We start from the raw sequence: 19,980 nt of genomic DNA, 5'->3' as shown, positions 1-19,980 counted from the left end.
TTCGTCCCATGGCGCCGCCGCCCGGCGGCGCGCAACCGACAAGAGCGCGCATGTCCTTCGGCCCGCACGAGCCAGGTGCCCCCCTGCGCAGACGCAGTCGCTGGTGGTGGCTCGGCCCGCTCGCGAGCGTCGCCATCTTCGGCGCCTCGCTCGTCGTGCTCTGGCACATCATCGGGCAGATGAAGCCCGGCGACCTCACCGCCGCCTTCCAGCATGCAAGCCTGCGGCAGCTCGGCCTCGCCTGCGCCTTCACCGCGCTGAGCTACCTCCTGCTGACCGGTTATGACGCGCTGGCGCTGCGCCGGCTGGGCCTCTCGATCCCCTACCGCACCACGGCGCTGGCCTCGTTCACAAGTTATTCGGTGTCCTTCACCCTCGGCTTCCCGATCGTGACCGGCGGGACCGTGCGTTACTGGATCTATGCGCCCAAAGGCATCCGCGCCTCGGAGATCGCCAGCCTGACCGTGATCGCGGGGCTGACCTTCTGGCTCGGGCTCGGCGCCATTCTCAGCGTCAGCCTGTTCTATTCGGCGGAATCGGTCGCGGTGCTGGCGCGCACCTCGCCGCTTATCGTGCATATCGTGGGAGGAGCGATCTTGGCCGCGATCCTCAGCTATCTGACCTGGGTCGCGACCGACGAACGCACCGTCCGCGTCAGGGGCTGGAACCTGCCGCTGCCCGGTCTTGGCATCACGCTCGGCCAGATGATGCTGGGCGCCTGCGAGGTCTGCGCCGCGGCAGCCGTGCTCTTCGTACTGCTGCCCGGCGGCTACGAACTCGACTACCCGACTTTCCTGGCCGCCTATATCTTCGGCTGCCTGATCGGCATCGCCAGCCATTCGCCGGGCGGGCTCGGCGTCTTCGAGGCCACCATGCTGGTCGCGCTCAACCGCATCCCTTTCGAGCAGGTGCTCGGCGCGCTGCTGCTGTTTCGGGTGATCTACTACCTTCTGCCCTTTATTCTCGCGCTGGTCATGCTTGCGCTGAACGAGATGTTCCGCCGCATCCGCGTGCGCGAGCGCTGAGCTATTTGATCGCCAGGATAATCAGCAGGAAAGCGAGCAGGATTAGGAACTGACGGAAGCTCCAGTTGATGCGGCGCAGCTCGTCGGCCACCGCTTCCTCCTCCTCGACATCCCCTGCCGCAGGCACATGGACCGGCGGAATGGGCTGCGGCACAGACTCCGACACGCTCGACGCCGCCGCCATGTCGCCCTGCGGCGGTGCCGACCATTCCAATTTTTCGACGAAGCCGCGCGCCGGCATGCTGCCCGCCCCGTCGCCATCGGGCCCAAGATAACGATCGATCGACGCGTCCACAGGGCGGTCGCGGTCGCGCTCGCGGAGCCAAAGGCTGGTGGTCGCGCTCAAGCTGACCTCATGCGCCAGCCCAGCCAGGAGATCGGCCTTCAGCGCCTCAAATACGGTGGAGGGCACAAAGGCCTCGGCGAAGGCAGGCATGTCGGAGGCGTCCTCGCGCCAGCCGATCAGCAGCAGCAAGCGCGATTCCTCGCCAGCATTCAAGAGTGGTCGCAGAGTCAGCCGGAGCCGGGTCGCGGTGCCCTCGCGGCCGGGACGGCGCAGGCCACCATCGACGATCCGGGCATCGGCCTCGATCCGCCGGATATCATCGAGCCTTCCGTCGCGGCTGGCATAGCCGCCGACGAATCGCAGGGCGTTTCCCGCCAGCAGAATCGGCCGCGCGAGATCCTGGACATAGCCGGATGGGAAGCCTTCGGTGGTGCTGTGCCCGTCGGCGACGGTCATGCGCGCCGGCTGTGATTCGTCCATGCTTCCGCCCTGCTTCGCCCCGAGGATAGCAGCTTGGCCAGAGAGCGTCAGGTCTGCTCCTGACGGCATCGGGCCGCAGCCGCTCTAAAAGCGGCCTCACACCATTCAACCTGGGAGGACCGCATGGCCGAGGAACTCGTTCTCTACACCAACCCGATGTCGCGCGGACGTATCGCCCGCTGGATGCTGGAGGAAGTGGGGCAGCCCTACCGCACCGAGATCCTCGGCTATGGCGATGCGATGAAAGGCCCTGCCTACAAAGCGATCAACCCAATGGGCAAGGTGCCGGCCCTCGTTCATGGCAGGACCGTCGTGACCGAATGCGCCGCGATCTGCGCCTATCTCGCCGATGCCTTTCCCGAGGCGGGGCTGGCGCCGGCAACTGGCGACCGCGGCGCCTATTATCGCTGGATGTTCTTCGCCGCCGGACCGGTGGAGGCGGCCGTGACCAACAAGGCCTTCGGGTTCGAGGTGCCGCCGGAGCGGGAAATGTCGATCGGCTACGGCAGCTTCGCGACCGTGATGGACACGCTGGAAGAGGCGGTTTCGCAAAGCGAATACATCGCTGGCGACCGCTTCAGCGCGGCGGATGTCTATGTCGGCTCGCATATCCAGTGGGGCCTGCAGTTTGGCTCCATCGCGAAACGGCCCGCCTTCGAGGCCTATGCATCGAGGCTGTCCCAACGACAGGCCGCACGGCGAGCCCATGAGATCGACGAGGCCGCCATGGCCGCGATGAAAAAGGCCGGATGAGCCACGCGCAGCGCGTGCAGCGCATGGCAAGCCGCCCGCCTGGCGACTTGCCGCTCGCCGGCAGCGGATCTAGAGTTCAGGGAATCGTGGGGCCTCAGCCCCTGTCTGCACCGTTTCGTGCGGCCCCCAAGCAAGATTAGCCATGAACGACATGTCCGCCATCGCCCGGCCGCGCCACGGCATGGGCTTTTATCCTTTCGTGGGTCTCGCCGCCGCCTTGATGGCGACGAACGCGCTCGCGATCGATTCGATGCTGCCCGCGCTGCCGCAAATGGCGGAAGCGCTCGGCATCGCCGAGGCCAACCAGCGTCAGTGGATCATCACGGCCTATCTGCTCGGCTTCGGCGTCTCGCAGATTTTTTACGGCACGATCTCGGATCGTTACGGCCGCCGGCCGGTGCTGTTGACGGGGCTGGCGGTCTATATCGTGGCCAGCGTGGCCGCCGCTTTCGCCGGTTCGTTCGAGACCATGATGGTCGCGCGCGTGGTGCAGGGTGTCGGCGCCGCCGCGACGCGGGTGCTCGTCGTCTCCATCGTGCGCGACTGCTATTCAGGCCGCGAGATGGCGCGGGTGATGTCGCTGGCGATGATCGTCTTCCTGGCCGTGCCGATCCTGGCCCCCTCGATCGGCCAGGCGATTCTCTGGGTCGCGCCATGGCGCTGGATTTTCGGCATTCTGACCAGTTTCGCGAGCGTTGTGATGATTTGGGTGCTGTTCAAGCTGCCCGAGACCCAGCGGATCGAGGACCGCAAGGCGATCGACTTCGCCAATGTCTCGGCTGCGTTCCGCACCACGCTGACGAGCCGCGTCGGCGTCGGCTACATGCTGGCGATGGCCTTCGTGCTCGGCGGATTGTTCGGCTTCATCAATTCGGCGCAGCAGGTCTTCGTCGACGTGTTCCATGCGCCGGAGCTGTTCACCACGATCTTCGCCGGCATTGCGCTGTTCATGGCGGCGGCCTCTCTGGTGAATTCCAAGATCGTCGGACGGCTGGGCATGCGCCGCGTCTCGCATGGCGCGCTGATCGGCTACATCGTGCTGACCGGCGCCCATGCGCTGCTGGCGCTGTCCGGCCATGAATCGCTCGTCAGCTTCGCGCTGTTCCAAGGTGCGGCGATGTTCTGCTTCGGCCTGATCGGCCCCAATTTCGGGGCGCTTGCGATGGATCCGCTCGGCCATGTCGCGGGCACGGCGTCCTCGATCCAGGGCTTCGTCACGACCGTGGTCGGAGCGCTGCTCGGCTTCTATATCGGCCAGCATTTCGACGGGACGATCGTGCCGATCACGCTCGGCTTCTCGCTCTGCGGCCTGGTCGCGCTGGCGATCGTGCTGTTCGTCGAGAAAGGGCGCCTGTTCAACCCGGCGCCGGGGCGCAGCTGAGCCGCTTTGTCATCCTTCCGCCGCCCTTGGCGACGGATCTGCCCGGAATCGTCTCAGACCATCGCGCGTCCAACGGACGCGGTCACGATGCTCTATCCTATCGCTGGAGCATCGGATTTCTCCGAAAAGTGGATTCCCCTTTTCGGTCCGATGCTCTAGCCGAAGCGTTCAGGATTCGCCGTGGCTCGGGACGCGATGTCGCCGCCGTTCGCAGTCCCGCATAACAGGATCGCTCACGCGACCTTGAGATTCACTGCCGCATTCTTGCCTGTCTTGCGATCGGGCTCGAGGTCGAAGGAAATCTTCTGGCCTTCGTTCAGGCTGCGCAGGCCCGAGCGCTCGACGGCGCTGACATGGACGAAGATGTCGGTTCCGCCCTCATCGGGCGTGATGAAGCCGTAGCCCTTGGTCTCGTTGAACCATTTGACGGTTCCCGTGCTCACTTGCATTCCTTCCGGTCATAGCTGCCGGACCATCCCGGCAAGGCAGTCTATGAGGCAATCCGCGCCGGTTGCAATGCCGCGCCGCACAAACCTTTCCGCGAGTGCGAAGAGCGTCGGCCGGGTTGCCGGCAGCGCAGCCCCGCTGCGAACAGGCAGACCTTGCGGGCGCGATGGCTCTCCCGCATGAACGCAGGCCAGCCCAAGGGAGCCGCCATGACCAACTATGTGATCGATCCGCCCGCCATCGTCTCGGTCCCGGTCGCCGGCGGCGGAGCCTTCCCGGTTCGCCGGGTGTTCTGCGTCGGTCGCAATTATGCCGAGCACACCCGCGAAATGGGCGGTGACCCGGACCGCGAGGAGCCGTTCTTCTTCACCAAGCCGGCCGACGCGCTGCTGATCAACGGCGCCGACATGCCCTATCCGACCAAGACGAAGGACCTCCACCACGAGATGGAGCTCGTCGTCGCGATCGGCACGGGTGGCAGGGACATCCCGGAATCGGAGGCGCTCGCGCATGTCTACGGCTATGCGGCCGGGCTCGATATGACGCGCCGCGACCTCCAGAACGCCGCCAAGAAGACCGGACGCCCCTGGGACATGTCAAAGGGCTTCGACCTTTCCGGCCCTGTCGGCGAGATCGTGCCGGCGGCGCAGTCGGGCCACCCCAGCGCGGGCAAGATCGAACTCACCGTCAACGGCACCGTGCGGCAGACCTCCGACCTCGCCAAGCAGATCTGGAACGTCGAGGAGACGATCAGCTATCTCTCCAGCCTCGTCGAGCTGAAGCCTGGCGACCTGATCTTCACCGGCACGCCCGAGGGCGTCGCCGCCGTCGACAAGGGCGACGTGCTGGAAGGCGAGATCGCCGGCGTCGGCACCGTGCGCACCCGCATCGCCTGATCGCAAGCGCGAGGATTTGAACCCATGGCCCTGACCCCCGACGCCTCGGGCGTCTTCCCGATCGCGCCGACGCCGTTCAACCCGGACGGCAGCATCGACTGGATGTCCGCCGACCGGCTCTTCGACTTCTATCGCGAGATCGGCGCCGATGGCGCCACCGTTCTCGGCATCATGGGCGAGGCGCCCAAGCTCGAACCGGAGGAATCGGTCGAGCTCGTGAAGCGTGCCGTGGCCAGGCTTTCGGGCAAGCCGATCATCGTCGGCGTCTCCGCGCCGGGCTTTGCGGCCATGCGTTCGCTTGCCCGGCAGGTGATGGAGCTGGGCGCCGGCGGCGTGATGATCGCGCCGCCGACCTCGCTTCGCACCGACGACCAGATCACCGGCTACTATGCGCAGGCGGTCGAGGCGATCGGCAGCGATATCCCCTTCGTCATCCAGGATTATCCGCTGACATTGTCGGTGGTGATGACACCTGCGGTGATCCGCAGGATCGTGCAGGACAACCCATCCTGCGTGATGCTCAAGCACGAGGACTGGCCGGGGCTCGAGAAGATTTCGACTCTGCGCAAATTCCAGGCGGAGGGCAGCTTGCGGCCGATCTCGATCCTGACCGGCAATGGCGGGCTCTTCCTCGATTTCGAAATGGAGCGCGGCGTCGACGGGGCCAATACCGGCTATGCCTTCCCGGAGCTGCTGATCGATGTGGTCCGGCTGCAAAAGGCCGGCCAGCGCGACGCGGCGCATGACATCTTCGACGCGCATCTGCCGCTGATGCGTTACGAGCAGCAGCAGGGCGTGGGGCTGGCGGTTCGCAAATACACGATGATGAAGCGGGGCATCCTCGCCCACGACGCCCAACGCAAGCCTGGCTCCAGCTTGAGTGCGGCCGCGCGGGCCGAGGTTGACTATCTGCTCGGGCGTATCGCCAGGCACGATTCGAGGGCGAGGATCTGAACGACCGGGCCGTCATTCTCGGGCGCTGCCGAGCAGCGACCCGAGAAACTCCGGCAAGAGATGCTCGGGTCAGGCCCGAGCATGACGCCTTGCGTTTCGGCTAGTGGCCCTTGTGCTCGTCGCCCTTGGCGGCGATCGAGTCGACCTTGAACTCGACATCCACGGTGCCGGCCTTTTCGAAGGTGAGCGTGCCCTTCATCATCTCACCCATCTTGAGCGGCTCTTTCAGGTCCATGAACATGATGTGGTAGCCTCCGGGCTTGAACTCGACCTTCTGGCCGGGCGCGATCTCGACGCCTTTTTCCATCGGGCGCATGGTCATGACGCCGTCCTTGACCTGCATGTCGTGAATCTCCGCGCGGGCGGCGAAGGGCACCGAGACCGAAACCAGCCGGTCCGGCGTCGAGCCCGTATTCTCGATCGAGAGATAGCCGCCGCCGACCTTGGCGCCATTGGGCGTGGCGCGCGACCAGGGGTGGCCGATCTGCAGGGCACCGGCCTTGAAGCTGTGAGCGGAGGCGACCAGAGAGGCGCAGGAGGCCGCGAGCGCGAAGGCGCCTACCGCGGCGAAACGAGCATAATTCATTGTAATATCCTTGAAGCCGGCCGTGAGGCGGCCGTGAACGGGAGCCGGACTGCGCAGCGCGCATCGTCCGGGATGGTGTCAGCGAACGAAGAAAATGCGCGTCAGGCCAAAGGCGGCGCGCGCGATCGCGGCAGGCCGCGAACCGAACCCTGAGGAAGGCTCGCAGAGACGAACGGCAGCGGCGCAAGATCATGCGCCTGCCGCATTGCGATTCCGACCGCCAGCACCGGCGGTGCGGCGAGAACCGGGTTATGCGAGCAGCCCTTGCAATGGCCGAGATCACCGAGCGGCGCGGATGGCGCACCATTTCCCCCGTCGTCAGGGATCGGCGCGCCCGAGCAGAGCACGGCGCCGGGCTCCATCCCGAAGGCCAGTGCCGGTACCGGAGACAGCGCGGCCGCCAGGACCGCCAGCGCATAGGCGCAGGCCAGCCAGGCTCCGAGGACGGAGCGGCGCAGGCGGGCCAGCAGGCTGTCGCGGGCAGCGATCATGCGCGCAATAGCCTTCGCTTTCGCCGTGCCGTCAAGCGGCGAGATGCCCCGCCGTTTCAGCCCGACATGACGTTTGCAACCAGCGGCAGAGAATAATCTTCTCCGAGAGCCCGTTTCTTTAAAAGAACGACGAGATTGACAAACAGGACGCCTCGTTCCAGATTGGATGTGCTTGCGGGGTTACCCGTCAGCCGCGGAGATTTGAGCGAGCAGCTTGCACCGCGTCACCAAATGCTAAAGCGCCACGACCGGGTCGTGGGCTCCAGATCGAGGAGACGAACATGACCATTGTACAGAATTTTCCGAACCCTTTGCGCTTCTGCCGCTGTTGTCGACGCTGAGACAGCCGGGCCACCCGCCCGCCTTCTAGTCCCCCGTCTTCATCATCGAGGCCGCCACGCGGCGCAGAGGCTAAATCCATGACAGCTCTTTCTTCGACCAGCCGGCACAGTCCGGCACAGCAGGCCTATGTCATCGAGGTCGGCGAGACCCAAGCGGGGCTCGTCAACCGACGCGAGGACGAGCTGTTCTTCACCTTCATCGCGGCCGATGCCAGCTTCCGCGCGCTGGACGGGCACCGCTTCGCCACGCCGGGCGCGGCCGAGCATGCCGCGCGGTTGCTGGCGAGCCCTAGCCGGGCCCTCGGTTTCCGGTTGGCGTCGTGAGCCGGATCTCCGCCCTCCTCGCCCTCTGGCGTGCCGCGACCGGCTGGTTCGCCCAGCCGGTTCGCGTGCCGGCTTCGATGGACGACGCCCGTCGGCACGCTCTGCGGGCCGTGACGCTGGAGCAGCTCCGCGACAGCGAGTGGCCCTGCCATCCGCATTTCTGAGGTCATGATGAACGCCCCCGTCAAACCCGATGCGTTCGGCATCGGCGCCAAACCCTTAGCTGGAGCGGAGCCCTTCGCCCTCGCGAAACCCGCCATCCGTTTCGAGCAGGTCGGCAAGACCTATCCGGGACGTGGCGGACAGCCCGACGTGACCGCGCTTTCCAGCATCGACCTGTCGGTGCCGGCGGGCGCGATCTTCGGCGTCATCGGCCGCTCGGGCGCCGGGAAATCCACGCTGATCCGGCTTGTGAACGGGCTGGAAAAAGCCACCGAAGGCCGTCTGTCGATCGATGGCGACGACGTCACGGGGCTCGACGAGCGCGACTGGCGCCGCCAGCGCCGTCGGATCGGCATGATCTTCCAGCATTTCAACCTGCTGTCGTCGCGCACTGTGTTCGACAATGTCGCGCTGCCGCTGGAAATCGCCGGGACACCGAAGACCGCGATCAGGGCCAAGGTCGAGAAATTGCTGGCGCTCGTCGGTCTTTCCGACAAGCACGGGCGCTATCCTGCCGAGCTCTCCGGCGGGCAAAAGCAGCGTGTCGGTATCGCTCGGGCTCTCGCTACTGACCCTAAGGTGCTGCTCTGCGACGAGGCGACCTCGGCGCTCGACCCGGAGACGACGCGCTCGATCCTGACGTTGCTTCGCCAGGTCAACCGCGACCTTGGCATCACCATCCTGCTGATCACCCATGAAATCCCGGTCATCAAGGAAATCTGCGACCGGGTCGCGGTGATCGAGGACGGGCGCATCGTCGAGGAGGGCGAGACCTTCTCCGTCTTCACCGATCCGCAACACCCGACCACCGCGCGCTTCGTCGAGGCCGTGACCGGCGTCGAACTTCCGGCGCATCTCGAAGGCCGGATCAGGCAGCAGACACGGGCGGGGGACAGCCTCGTGCTGCGCATCACCTTCACCGGCGAGAATGCCACGGCGCCCGTCATCAGCCGGCTCAGTTCGGTGGTGGGCGTCGACGTCAACATCCTGGCCGGCCGGATCGATGCCATTGCCGGGCGGCCCTTCGGCAGTCTGCTGGTCTCGGTTCCGGCGCGGCTGCCGGAGAGCGAGGCGGTGCTGGCCGCCCTCAAGAACCTCGAACTCAAGGCGGAGGTCGTCGGCCATGTCTCCTGAGATCATCCGCCTGATCGGGCAGGCGACGCTCGACACGCTGACGATGGTCGCGATCGCGGCCGGGATCGGCACTTTGGTCGGCCTGCCGCTCGGCGTCTTCCTTGCGACCAGCCGTCGTGGCGAGCTGTTCTCGGCGCCTGCCGCCAACCTGCTGCTCGGCACACTGGTCAACGCGACGCGCTCGACGCCGTTCATCATCCTCGTCGTCGCGATCATTCCGTTCACCCGGCTTGTCGCCGGAACCTCGATTGGCACCACGGCAGCAATCGTCCCGCTGACGGTCGCGTCCATTCCGTTCATCGCCCGGCTGATCGAAGGCGCGATCCGCGAGGTCGACCAGGGTCTCGTCGAGGCGGCCCGCGCCATGGGAGCGAGCCCCGTCCAGATCGTGCGCAAGGTGCTGGTGCCGGAGGCGCTGCCGGCGATCGTGCTCGGCCTGACGCTCGCCATCGTCAGCCTGATCGGCTTCTCCGCCATGGTCGGCGCGGTCGGCGGCGGCGGACTGGGCGATCTCGGCATCCGCTACGGCTACCAGCGCTTCATGCCCGAGGTGATGGCTGCGGTCGTCGCCGTGCTGATCGTCCTCGTCCAGGCCGTACAAAGCCTCGGCGACCGTCTCTCGCGCCGGCTGAACAAGCGCCTGCGCCACGTCTGAACTTCCATGCCAAACCACACTCAGCCCTCATCCTGAGGAGCGCTCGTAGAGCGCGTCTCGAAGGATGCTCAAGATGGTTCCAGAGACTCCTGAACCTTCCTTCGAGACGGCCCTATGGGCCTCCTCAGGATGAGGGCTGAAAGACATCCCCCACATAAAGGAACAGCCCATGTCCACCTTCACCCGCCGCGCCACGCTCGCCGCCGGCCTAGCCTTGACGCTTGCCACGCCGGCGCTGGCCCAGACCCCGCAGATCGTGCGCATCGGCGTCTCGCCGGGTCCTCATGCTGAAATCCTCGAGAAGGTGAAGCCGCTTCTCGCCGCGAAGGGCATCGATCTCAAGATCATCGAATTCTCGGATTATGTGGTGCCTAACCAGGCGCTCGACGCCGGCGAGCTGGAGGCGAATTCCTTCCAGAACCAGCCCTATCTCGACAATCAGGTGAAGGATCGCGGCTTCAAGATCGAGAGCGTGGGCCTGACCGTGAACTTTCCGCTCGGCATCTACTCGTCGAAGTACAAGAGCTGGGCCGAGGTGCCGGATGGCTCCAGCGTCGCGATCCAGAACGACCCGACCAATGGCGGGCGCTCGCTGCTGCTGCTGCAGGACAAGGGCATCATCAAGCTCAAGGACGGTGTCGGCTTCAAGCCGGGTCCGGCCGACATCACCACCAACCCGAAGAAGCTGAAGATCATCGAGATCGAGGCCGCTCAGACGCCGCGCTCGCTCGCCGACGTCGCCGCTGCCGCGATCAACACGAACTATGCGGTCGACGCCAAGATCGACCCGGCCTCTGCCATCCTGCGCGAGGACGCCAAAGGCCCTTATGTCAACGTCATCGCCGTCCGCAGCGTCGACAAGGACAAGCCCTGGGTCAAGACGCTGGTCGACACCTACCACACGCCCGAGATCAAGGCCTTCGTCGCCGAGCGCTTCAAGGGCGCCGTGCTGGCGGGCTGGTAACCTCTCCTCCCCACCCGGCCCCGATCGGCCGGGCACCTGCCCCGGATGCGACCCGCATCCGGGGCTTTTCTTTGCTTGGTCAGCAACCGGGACGTCTGATCGCCATGACCGGCCCAGCGGCCGCAGTGCCACGATGATCCGGCGTCTCGTTTTCCGTAAGCATCGACGTCTCTCGGGTTCGACAGCCGCGACAGGGTGCGAACGAAGACCTGCCCAAAGCGCGCCGGAACCTTTTTCGGGCAGGCAGGTTTCTTAGCGGCAAGCCGCAGGGGCGGCATTCGAATTGAAGGATTAAGTGCCATGAGCAGCACGACCGACAAGATCAAGGGCATGGCCAACGAAGCCGCTGGCAACGTCAAGCAGGCTGCTGGCAAGGCCGTGAACAAGCCGGAATGGGAAGCCGAGGGCAAGGCGCAGGAGCTCAAGGGCGAAGCTCAGCAGGCCGTCGGCAAGGGCAAGGACGCCGTGAAGAACGTCGTCGACAAGGCCTGATCCAAGCCTGACTAGAATCGGAAAGGGCCGCCCAGCAGGGCGGCCCTTTTCGTTGTGTGTCTCTCAAGGCGGCGGCGGTCAGGCGGTGCCGAGGCCGCCCAGAAAGTCCTTCACGCGCCCGAAGAAACCGGCGGTTTCCGGATGGTTGTTGTGGGAGCTTTCACGCTCGAATTCCTCCAGAAGTTCGCGCTGCCGCGCGTTGAGCTTCTGGGGTGTCTCGATCACGACCTGAATATAGAGATCGCCGGTTTCGCGTGAGCGTAGGACGCTCATACCTTTGCCCTTCAGGCGGAACTGCTTGCCGGTCTGGGTCCCTTCCGGAACCTTGACCCGTGCCTGCTCGCCCGACAGCGTCGGCACCTCGATCTCGCCCCCGAGCGCGGCCGAAACCAGTCCGATCGGCACCCTGCAGAACAAATCGGCGCCGTCGCGCTGGAAGATCGCGTGCGGCTTGATCGACAGGAAGATGTAGAGGTCGCCCGCCGGCCCGCCGCGCAAGCCGGCCTCGCCCTCCCCTGCCAACCGGATGCGCGTTCCGTCCTCGACACCGGCCGGGATGTTGACCGAGAGCGTCCGCTCGCGCGTGACGCGGCCTGCGCCCTGGCAGTTCTTGCAGGGGTCGTCGATCACCTCGCCGCGACCATTGCAGGTCGGGCAGGTGCGTTCGACCGAGAAGAAGCCCTGATTGGCCCGCACCCGGCCATGGCCGCCACAGGTCGGGCACTGCCGCGTCTTGGAGCCGGGATTCGCGCCGGTCCCCGAACAGGATTCGCACGATACGGAGGTGGGGACGCGGATCGAGGCGTTCTTGCCGGTGAAGGCGTCCTCCAGCCCGACCTCGAGGTTGTAGCGCAGATCGGCCCCACGCTCGCGGCCGTTGGCGCCCTTCGCGCCGCCGCGCCGGGCATCGCCGAAAAAGGAATCGAAGATGTCCGACATGAAGTCGGAGAAATCCGGATTGCCGCCGGCACCACCCCCGCCGCCATTCTCGAAGGCGGCGTGGCCATGGCGGTCGTAGAGCGCCCGCTTCTGGCCGTCGGAGAGGACCTGATAGGCCTCGTTGATTTCCTTGAACTTGATCTCGGCCTGCACGTCTCCCGGATTCTTGTCGGGATGATGCTGCATCGCCAGCTTGCGGAAGGAGCCCTTGAGCTCAACCTCCGTCACCGTGCGGCTGACGCCGAGAACCTCGTAATAATCGCGCTTCGACATCGAAACGTTGTGTCCTTGTGGCCTGGCGCGACAGGGCCGGGCTCGCCGGCCCGGCCCTGTCGTTCAAGGCATCATCGCCCATGCAGCGACGCCATCTGCGAACGCAATGGCCGGGTCAAGCCCGGCCATCATGTCCTCGTCGATCAGCGCGCGATTACGCGCTCTTCTTCTTGTCGTCCGAGACGTCCTTGAAGTCGGCGTCGATGACGTCGTCTTTCTTGGCTTCCTCGGCATGGCCATCTTCGGCCGCAGCACCCTCGGTCTGGCTGGCGGCATACATCGCCTCGCCAAGCTTCATCGAGGACTGCATGACCTCGTTGGTGCGGGTCTTGATCGCCTCGGCGTCGTCCCCGGCAAGTGCAGCCTTAAGCTCCTCGACCGCCGTCTCGATCGCCGACTTGTCGGCCTGCGAGACCTTGTCGCCATAGTCCTTCAGCGACTTCTCGGTCGAATGCACCAGGCTTTCGCCCTGGTTCTTCGCCTCGACCACCTCGCGGCGCTTCTTGTCCTCCGACGCATTGGCCTCGGCATCCTTCACCATCTTCTGGATGTCGGCATCGCTGAGACCACCGGAAGCCTGGATCTTGATCTGCTGCTCCTTGTTGGTGGCCTTGTCCTTCGCCGTCACCGAGACGATGCCGTTGGCGTCGATGTCGAAGGTCACCTCGATCTGCGGCATGCCGCGCGGGGCCGGCGGGATGCCCATCAGGTCGAACTGGCCGAGCACCTTGTTGTCGGCCGCCATCTCGCGCTCGCCCTGGAAGACCCGGATCGTCACCGCGTTCTGGTTGTCCTCGGCGGTGGAGAAGACCTGGCTCTTCTTGGTCGGGATCGTGGTGTTGCGGTCGATCAAGCGGGTGAACACGCCGCCCAGCGTTTCGATGCCAAGCGAGAGCGGGGTCACGTCGAGCAGCAGCACGTCCTTGACGTCGCCCTGGAGGACGCCGGCCTGAATCGCGGCGCCGATGGCAACGACTTCGTCCGGGTTGACGCCCTTATGCGGCTCCTTGCCGAAGAACTGCTTCACGACCTCCTGGACCTTCGGCATGCGCGTCATGCCGCCGACGAGCACGACCTCGTCGATCTGGCCCGCCGAGATGCCGGCATCCTTGAGCGCCTTGCGGCAAGGCTCGATGGTGCGCTGGACCAGATCATCGACCAGGCTCTCGAACTTGGAGCGCGAGAGCTTGATGGCGAGGTGCTTGGGACCGGATGCATCGGCCGTGATGTAGGGCAGGTTGATCTCGGTCTGGGCCGTGGTCGAAAGCTCGATCTTGGCTTTTTCGGCCGCTTCCTTGAGGCGCTGAAGGGCGAGCTTGTCCTTCTTCAGGTCAATGCCCTGCTCCTTCTTGAACTCGTCCGCGAGATACTCGACCAGACGCATGTCGAAGTCCTCGCCGCCGAGGAAGGTGTCGCCATTGGTCGACTTCACCTCGAACACGCCGTCGCCGATCTCGAGCACCGAGACGTCGAAGGTGCCGCCGCCGAGGTCGTAGACCGCGATCGTGCCGGTCGTCTTCTTGTCGAGACCGTAGGCGAGCGCAGCCGCGGTCGGCTCGTTGATGATGCGCAGGACTTCAAGGCCGGCGATCTTGCCGGCGTCCTTGGTGGCCTGACGCTGGGCGTCATTGAAATAGGCGGGAACGGTGATGACGGCCTGCGTCACCGGGGTGCCGAGATAGGATTCCGCCGTCTCCTTCATCTTGGTGAGGATGAAGGCCGAGATCTGCGAGGGCGAATAATCCTTGCCGTCCGCCGCGACCCAGGCGTCGCCGTTCGGCGCCTTGGCTATCCGGTAGGGAACGAGGCTCAAATCCTTCTGCGTCATCGGATCGTCGTAGGTGCGGCCGATGAGGCGCTTGATCGCGAAGAAGGTGCGCTCCGGATTGGTGACCGCCTGGCGCTTGGCCGGCTGGCCGACGAGGCGCTCGCCATCGTCCGTGATCGCGACGATCGACGGGGTGGTGCGGGCGCCTTCCGAATTCTCGATGACCTTCGGCGTCGAGCCTTCCATCACTGCAACGCAGCTGTTGGTCGTGCCGAGGTCGATACCAATAACTTTACCCATGGATGGGATCCCTTTCGATTGAGCAGATCGCCGGCCCGCGCCGCGATGTGCAGCGCTTGCCGGCCCATGGACCGCCCCGTCCCCGCTTCAGCGGCGAACGAACCGGCATTCCACGTTTGACGGTGGTTCAGACCGCCCCTTGGGCCGGTATATAGTGAGGGTGTTCCCGCCCTTGCAAGACAGGCGAGCCGATTAAGAAAGCACGAGCCGAAAGCGAGCTTAAGCGGCGATTACCGCCATTTCCCGCGCCGGTGTGTCCCGCTGGCCCTTGCGAAGGCCGCTGCGGGGGATCAAGCCTGTCCGATCGAGGTTTTGCAGGGATCCGATGCGAACTGTGAGGCACCTCTTCGCAGGCTTGGCCGCTTTCATCGCGCTTGGCGCGGGCGCGAATGCGCAGCCGCTGCAACTGCCGGGCGCGCAGCCCTTCAATGCGCCCGGCACCCAGCAAGCCCTGCCTCCGTCCCCGGGCGCGCCGGCGGCTCCGCGCACGCACAGCATGCCGGCGATCCGGGTTGCGACCGAGCAGGACCTCCTCGGCAAGGTGCTGCACCGCAACGGCAATCACGGCTCTGCCACGCTGACGAAGATCGGCACCGGCTATGGGCTGAAGCTCGATCTCGACGGCTTCCAGCCTCCCAATCTCAGTGAACCTTGTGCGGTGTCCTTCGGCGATGCGCCGGTTGCGCTCTCCGCGCTGGGGCGCCCCGCGGGCGTGCCGCGCTATCGCCTTGAAGCCCCGATCTGCCCGATCGTCTTCGACGTGCTTGACGGCGCATTCCTTGTCGTCGAGCCAACGGAGCCCTGCGTCGTCGAAGCCGCGCAATGCCGGATCGACCCGCGCGGACTCTGGGGGCCAGACCTTGCGAGCGTGGCGGCGCAGGCCAAGGCGACCGAGCGCGCACGCGGTGCGGCCGAGCGTGCGGTGCGCGAAGGCTATCGCACCGTCACGGCCAAGGCGAACGCCGTCGACCAGCGCAGCATCGCGCGCGAGCAGGCGGGGTTTTCCGGCGAGCGCGAGATGGCCTGCCGCGATTTCCAGCGCGAGGCCCAATACGGCTTCTGCACCGCGCGACTGACCGAGGCCCGCGCCGCAGAACTTCGCACGCGGCTCGGCCTCGACACCGCGCCGAAGCCGGCGAGCAAGCCGAAGCCGCGCCCGGCGGCTCCCAAACCATTGCCGCTATCGCCCGTCCCGACGGAATAGTCGCGGGCGGCCTTACGCCACCGCTCCAGCCGGCTGCAACGCGTGCCGCAGCCGTTCCGGTGCTTATTCCGCTGCCGGTAGATAGATGCTGGCGCCCTTTTCGAGAAACTCCTTCGACTTGGCCGCCATGCCTTCCTTCTGGATTTCGCTCCGCGATGCCTGATCGGAGGCCATCGCTTCGAGATTGGCGCGCTCGTTGTCGCTCATCGCGAGGACCTCGGCGCGCAGATCCTGCGTGATCTTCATCGAGCAGAATTTCGGCCCGCACATCGAGCAGAAATGCGCGACCTTGTGGGCGTCTTTCGGCAGCGTCTCGTCATGGAACGAGCGCGCCGTGTCGGGATCCAGCGAGAGATTGAACTGGTCCTCCCAGCGAAACTCGAAACGGGCGCGGGAGACCGCATCGTCCCTGATTTTCGCAGCCGGATGGCCCTTGGCGAGATCGGCCGCGTGCGCCGCGATGCGATAGGTGATGACGCCGGTCTTGACGTCGTCGCGGTTGGGTAGGCCGAGATGCTCCTTCGGCGTGACATAGCAAAGCATGGCGCAGCCATACCAGCCGATCATCGCCGCACCGATGCCCGAGGTGATGTGGTCGTAGCCCGGCGCGATGTCGGTCGTCAGCGGTCCGAGCGTGTAGAACGGCGCTTCGCCGCATTCGCGCAGCTGCTTGTCCATGTTCTCCTTGATCTTGTGCATCGGCACATGGCCGGGGCCCTCGATCATGACCTGGCAACCCTTATTCCAGGCGACCTGCGTCAGCTCGCCCAGCGTCTCCAGCTCGGCGAATTGGGCGCGGTCATTGGCGTCGGCGATCGAACCCGGACGCAGGCCGTCGCCCAGTGAGAACGAGACGTCGTATTTGCGCATGATGTCGCAAATCTCGTCGAAGCGCTCGTAAAGGAAGCTCTCCTTGTGGTGCGCCAGGCACCAGCGCGCCATGATCGAACCACCGCGCGAGACGATGCCGGTGACGCGCGAGGCCGTCAGCGGCACGTAAGGCAGGCGCACGCCGGCATGGATGGTGAAGTAGTCGACGCCCTGCTCGGCCTGTTCGACCAGCGTGTCCTTGAACACCTCCCAGTCGAGCTTGATCGGATCGCCGCCGACCTTCTCCAGCGCCTGATAGATCGGCACCGTGCCGATCGGCACCGGCGAATTGCGCAAAATCCACGAGCGGATGTTGTGGATGTTGCGGCCGGTGGACAGGTCCATGACGGTGTCCGCGCCCCAGCGGATCGCCCAGACCAGTTTCTCGACCTCCTCGGCCGCACCCGAGGTCACGGCCGAGTTGCCGATATTGGCGTTGATCTTGACGAGGAAATTGCGGCCGATCGCCATCGGCTCCAGCTCGGGATGGTTGATGTTGGCCGGGATGATGGCGCGGCCGCGCGCGATCTCGCTGCGGACGAATTCCGGCGTCACGAATTCCGGCACGGCGGCGCCGAAGCTCTCGCCATCGGCATGGCGCTCGCGGGCGCCTTCCATCATCGCGGTGCGGCCGAGATTCTCGCGGTGGGCGACATAGATCATCTCGGGCGTGATGATGCCGGCCTTGGCGAACTCGTATTGCGTCGCCATCTGGCCGGGCTTCGCCTCGAGAATCGGACGCTGCGCCGGGCAGGCCGGGACGAGCTGATCGGCGCTGATGTGGCCGTTATCGGCGCCGGTGACGATGCGGCCGGGGACGACCTGGAAACCCTGCCGGTCGAGCCAGGCCCGACGCGGCTGCGGCAGGCCGGCATTCAGGTCGATCGCGATATCGGTCTCGGTGAAGGGGCCCGAGGAATCGTAGATCCGGACAGGCGTCTCGGAACCGGTCGTCAGCTGCACCTCGCGGAACGGCACCCGCATCGTCGGGTCCTCAGGCGGCGCGACATAAATCTTGCGCGAGCCGATGATCGGGCCGGTGGTGACGCTTTGCGGGGCCGTCTTGACGCTGTTCTTCTGCGGCTTGGTGTGAACGTTCATCTGGGATCTCCTCCTTGGTCAGGTCAGGAGATCCGGGTTCGAAAGCGGTCCAGTCGCTGTCTGCGGGCGAGGACGAGCCTCAATCCGCGTTCCAGTCCCTCCGCCGGTATGACCCGGATCAGGTTCGATGGGTTCGGCTTATCGCCATCTCAGCCCTTGCGAGCACCCCTCGGAACGGTTCCAGATTAGGCTTTTGGCGAGACTGCGCAACCGACAAAGAAAAGCCGGCCTGACCAGGCCGGCTGCACAAACACTACCAAGGGATATCAGGCGAGGATGTCAGGCGAAGAGATCGACCTGCGCACCCTGACCGACTGGCAAAAGCGCTTTCGCCTGGTCGGCGCCTTTTTGGAGCAGGTCGACGACGCTCTGCTCGGCTTGGGCGTTCTGCTTGACCATCTCCAGCCCGAGCGACTGCTGCGTTGCGGCGCTCGACATGCCAACCAAACTCGTCGCGGTGGAGATGCTGTCGCTCATGCGCTTGGGCATACCAGCGCGATCTTTCTCAACCCTGAACGAAAACGCTCAAGGTGCGATGATCGATGGCACGCCGCGTGGCATCGGCGGGCTGCGCTCGGACTGCGAGCGCTCCGTCTGATCGCCCTGGTCGCGCAACCTCGCAACATCGGCGCGGGGCGCCATCGGCACGCCGGGCGCGCGCTGTCTGACTTGCGGCTGCGGCTGTGACGGGGTCTGCGGCTGGGCCAGCGCCGGAGCGATGAAGGAGCCGGCGACCAAAGCGCCGGCGAGGGACAGGGTAGTGAATTTCACGGTCTCGCCTCCTTTTTGCTTCCTCGACAAGGAAACGAGGCAATCGGTGCTCCGGTTCCGACCCAAAAAAGAGGCCGCCCGGAGGCGGCCTCTTTCGGTGCGACGGCGTTACGGTCAGCCGCCCTGCCCGTTCAGCAGCGGCGTGATGCGCCGGAGCGTGACACGCCGGTTCTCGCGTGAGGCGGCCTGCGTGTTCACTTTCAGATACTGCTCGCCGTAACCTTGGGTGGTCAGGTTCTCCGGCGGAATCTGGAAGTCGCGCGTCAGGACCTCGGCGACCGACTGGGCCCTACGATCCGACAAAGACAGGTTGTCGACGTCGGAGCCGACGGCGTCGGTGTAGCCCTCGACCATGAAGACCTCGTTGGGCGAGCTTTTCAGCACCTGCTTGATCGAAGCCGACAGCACCGCGAGGCGCTGCGCCTGATCCTGCGGGATCTGCCATGAGCCGCTGTCGAAGTTGATCGTGTCGATATCGACGCTGCGCATACGGGCTCGCAGATCCGGCGAGTAACGCACCTCGTCCAGCGTATAGCGACGCGGGATCGGCGCGACGGGCGGAGCCGCGAAGGTCTCGTAGATCAGCCCTTCATCGGCCTGGTCCGCATCGACGATGTAGCGGTCGCGCGGGATCTGCAGCGGCGGTGGCGGGAGGACGACGATGTCGTCGCCGTACCGGTCGGGTCCGCCGCCCCGGATCGTGTTGTCGATGATCACCACCTCGCGGCCATCAGGCTGCATGCGGACGCGGCGGACGAGCCGGCCCTGATCGTCGGTGACGGTGACGATGCGCGTGCCGTCGGGCCGATCGAAGATCGTGCGCGTCTCGCCGTCGCGGCGCTCGGAGCGGCCCTGCCAGCCGAGATCGCGGAAGCGCTGATCCTCGTCGCGGCGGATGATCGCGGTCCCGTCATCGTCGCGGATGATCGTGCGGCCAGGCTCGCGGATGATGGTGACGTCACCCTCGCGCTGCTCTTGCCGGCTGGCACGGATATCGTCGAAACGCTGCGCGCCCTGGCTCGCCATGATGCCGCCGACGAGACCAGCGCCCGCGCCGATCGCAGCCGCGACGCCCGGCGAGAAGCCACGACGGCTCTCGCGCTGAGGCGGCTGGCCGGGCAACCCAGCCGGCGACTGACCCGGCGCGAGAGCACCCGGAGGCGGCCCGGGCGGAACCGAACCCTGGGGCGCGATGCCGGGCGCAACGGGAGCCCCCGGCGCGCCAGGCTGACCCTCAGGCGGAGTCGGGCGTCCCGGCTGGCCGGCCGGTGGCGGAGCGGCCCCCGGCGGCGGAGCAAGAGGGGCCGCGGCTCCCGGCCGAGCGGGGCCGCCGGGCTGACCCACGGGCGGGACGGGGCGAGCAGGTTGACCCGGTGCGGGGGC

At 65.9% G+C, this 19,980-nt stretch carries 22 protein-coding genes and 1 riboswitch; of the genes, 12 read left to right on the top strand and 10 right to left on the bottom strand.

Annotated elements, in window-relative coordinates:
• Positions 1–50 precede the first annotated feature (50 nt).
• The gene (locus AC1DR6_RS21930) at positions 51–1,025 is read left to right on the top strand and encodes a lysylphosphatidylglycerol synthase domain-containing protein (RefSeq protein WP_476831397.1); all 975 of its coding nucleotides are present in this window, start codon (positions 51–53) and stop codon (positions 1,023–1,025) included.
• 1 nt (position 1,026) lies between these two features.
• On the opposite strand, the gene AC1DR6_RS21925 is transcribed toward AC1DR6_RS21930, so the two are convergent.
• Positions 1,027–1,791, bottom strand: a complete 765-nt coding sequence (locus AC1DR6_RS21925; protein WP_476831396.1) for a hypothetical protein — start codon at positions 1,789–1,791, stop codon at positions 1,027–1,029.
• 123 nt (positions 1,792–1,914) lie between these two features.
• Between AC1DR6_RS21925 and AC1DR6_RS21920 the strand changes: the two genes are divergently transcribed.
• Together AC1DR6_RS21920 and AC1DR6_RS21915 are read left to right on the top strand one after the other, a co-directional pair.
• Positions 1,915–2,544, top strand: a complete 630-nt coding sequence (locus AC1DR6_RS21920) for a glutathione S-transferase family protein (RefSeq protein ID WP_476831395.1) — start codon at positions 1,915–1,917, stop codon at positions 2,542–2,544.
• Positions 2,545–2,686: 142 nt separating this feature from the next.
• On the top strand, positions 2,687–3,925 hold the full coding sequence (locus AC1DR6_RS21915; protein WP_476831394.1) for a multidrug effflux MFS transporter: 1,239 nt from the start codon (positions 2,687–2,689) through the stop codon (positions 3,923–3,925).
• A 233-nt stretch (positions 3,926–4,158) separates the two neighbouring features.
• Here AC1DR6_RS21915 and AC1DR6_RS21910 read toward each other — a convergent pair whose 3' ends face one another.
• Positions 4,159–4,368 (bottom strand): cold-shock protein, encoded by a 210-nt coding sequence (locus AC1DR6_RS21910; protein WP_476831393.1) that lies wholly within the window; start codon positions 4,366–4,368, stop codon positions 4,159–4,161.
• A 213-nt stretch (positions 4,369–4,581) separates the two neighbouring features.
• Here AC1DR6_RS21910 and AC1DR6_RS21905 point away from each other — a divergent pair, with 213 nt between their 5' ends.
• Together AC1DR6_RS21905 and AC1DR6_RS21900 are read left to right on the top strand one after the other, a co-directional pair.
• Positions 4,582–5,268, top strand: a complete 687-nt coding sequence (locus tag AC1DR6_RS21905) for a fumarylacetoacetate hydrolase family protein (protein WP_476831392.1) — start codon at positions 4,582–4,584, stop codon at positions 5,266–5,268.
• Between the two features lie 24 nt (positions 5,269–5,292).
• Positions 5,293–6,222, top strand: a complete 930-nt coding sequence (locus tag AC1DR6_RS21900) for a dihydrodipicolinate synthase family protein (RefSeq protein ID WP_476831391.1) — start codon at positions 5,293–5,295, stop codon at positions 6,220–6,222.
• A gap of 100 nt (positions 6,223–6,322) precedes the next feature.
• Here the strand turns inward: AC1DR6_RS21900 and AC1DR6_RS21895 are convergent, their stop codons facing one another.
• Both AC1DR6_RS21895 and AC1DR6_RS21890 read right to left on the bottom strand, forming a co-directional pair.
• A complete protein-coding gene (locus AC1DR6_RS21895; RefSeq protein ID WP_476831390.1) occupies positions 6,323–6,808 on the bottom strand; it encodes a copper chaperone PCu(A)C in 486 nt (161 codons plus the stop codon).
• 101 nt (positions 6,809–6,909) lie between these two features.
• Positions 6,910–7,299 carry a hypothetical protein gene (locus tag AC1DR6_RS21890; protein ID WP_476831389.1) on the bottom strand — a complete coding sequence of 130 codons (390 nt, stop codon included), beginning with the start codon at positions 7,297–7,299 and terminating at the stop codon, positions 6,910–6,912.
• 419 nt (positions 7,300–7,718) lie between these two features.
• Here AC1DR6_RS21890 and AC1DR6_RS21885 point away from each other — a divergent pair, with 419 nt between their 5' ends.
• From AC1DR6_RS21885 to AC1DR6_RS21860, 6 genes are all read left to right on the top strand, one after another.
• A complete protein-coding gene (locus AC1DR6_RS21885) occupies positions 7,719–7,964 on the top strand; it encodes a hypothetical protein (protein WP_476831388.1) in 246 nt (81 codons plus the stop codon).
• Positions 7,961–8,128: a hypothetical protein gene (locus AC1DR6_RS21880; protein WP_476831387.1), complete on the top strand. Its 168-nt coding sequence runs from the start codon at positions 7,961–7,963 to the stop codon at positions 8,126–8,128. The genes AC1DR6_RS21885 and AC1DR6_RS21880 overlap by 4 nt, the downstream gene beginning before the upstream one ends.
• Positions 8,129–8,135: 7 nt before the next feature.
• A complete protein-coding gene (locus AC1DR6_RS21875) occupies positions 8,136–9,260 on the top strand; it encodes a methionine ABC transporter ATP-binding protein (protein WP_476831386.1) in 1,125 nt (374 codons plus the stop codon).
• On the top strand, positions 9,250–9,915 hold the full coding sequence (locus AC1DR6_RS21870; protein ID WP_476831385.1) for a methionine ABC transporter permease: 666 nt from the start codon (positions 9,250–9,252) through the stop codon (positions 9,913–9,915). The genes AC1DR6_RS21875 and AC1DR6_RS21870 overlap by 11 nt, the downstream gene beginning before the upstream one ends.
• Positions 9,916–10,084: 169 nt before the next feature.
• The gene (locus AC1DR6_RS21865) at positions 10,085–10,879 is read left to right on the top strand and encodes a MetQ/NlpA family ABC transporter substrate-binding protein (protein WP_476831384.1); all 795 of its coding nucleotides are present in this window, start codon (positions 10,085–10,087) and stop codon (positions 10,877–10,879) included.
• A 300-nt stretch (positions 10,880–11,179) separates the two neighbouring features.
• A complete protein-coding gene (locus tag AC1DR6_RS21860) occupies positions 11,180–11,371 on the top strand; it encodes a CsbD family protein (protein WP_476831383.1) in 192 nt (63 codons plus the stop codon).
• A 78-nt stretch (positions 11,372–11,449) separates the two neighbouring features.
• Here the strand turns inward: AC1DR6_RS21860 and dnaJ are convergent, their stop codons facing one another.
• Both dnaJ and dnaK read right to left on the bottom strand, forming a co-directional pair.
• On the bottom strand, positions 11,450–12,583 hold the full coding sequence (gene dnaJ, locus AC1DR6_RS21855; protein ID WP_476831382.1) for a molecular chaperone DnaJ: 1,134 nt from the start codon (positions 12,581–12,583) through the stop codon (positions 11,450–11,452).
• A gap of 154 nt (positions 12,584–12,737) precedes the next feature.
• Entirely contained in the window at positions 12,738–14,651 is a 1,914-nt protein-coding gene (gene dnaK, locus AC1DR6_RS21850) for a molecular chaperone DnaK (protein ID WP_476831381.1), read from the bottom strand.
• Positions 14,652–14,985: 334 nt separating this feature from the next.
• Between dnaK and AC1DR6_RS21845 the strand changes: the two genes are divergently transcribed.
• Positions 14,986–15,855 (top strand): hypothetical protein, encoded by an 870-nt coding sequence (locus tag AC1DR6_RS21845; RefSeq protein WP_476831380.1) that lies wholly within the window; start codon positions 14,986–14,988, stop codon positions 15,853–15,855.
• A 63-nt stretch (positions 15,856–15,918) separates the two neighbouring features.
• Here AC1DR6_RS21845 and thiC read toward each other — a convergent pair whose 3' ends face one another.
• The 4 genes from thiC to AC1DR6_RS21825 form a co-directional block, all read right to left on the bottom strand.
• The gene (gene thiC / locus AC1DR6_RS21840) at positions 15,919–17,826 is read right to left on the bottom strand and encodes a phosphomethylpyrimidine synthase ThiC (protein WP_476831379.1); all 1,908 of its coding nucleotides are present in this window, start codon (positions 17,824–17,826) and stop codon (positions 15,919–15,921) included.
• A 77-nt stretch (positions 17,827–17,903) separates the two neighbouring features.
• Positions 17,904–18,006: riboswitch (TPP riboswitch) on the bottom strand.
• Between the two features lie 99 nt (positions 18,007–18,105).
• Complete coding sequence (locus tag AC1DR6_RS21835; RefSeq protein ID WP_476831378.1) at positions 18,106–18,264, bottom strand: hypothetical protein; 159 nt, start codon at positions 18,262–18,264, stop codon at positions 18,106–18,108.
• Between the two features lie 87 nt (positions 18,265–18,351).
• Entirely contained in the window at positions 18,352–18,597 is a 246-nt protein-coding gene (locus AC1DR6_RS21830) for a hypothetical protein (RefSeq protein ID WP_476831377.1), read from the bottom strand.
• 114 nt (positions 18,598–18,711) lie between these two features.
• Positions 18,712–19,719, bottom strand: a complete 1,008-nt coding sequence (locus AC1DR6_RS21825; protein WP_476831376.1) for an OmpA family protein — start codon at positions 19,717–19,719, stop codon at positions 18,712–18,714.
• Positions 19,720–19,980 lie beyond the last annotated feature (261 nt).

The organism is Allobosea sp. P5_A5 (genome assembly GCF_056400625.1).
The sequence above is the reverse complement of the archived record's forward strand: the minus strand, read 5'-3'. Positions and strand labels throughout refer to the sequence as shown.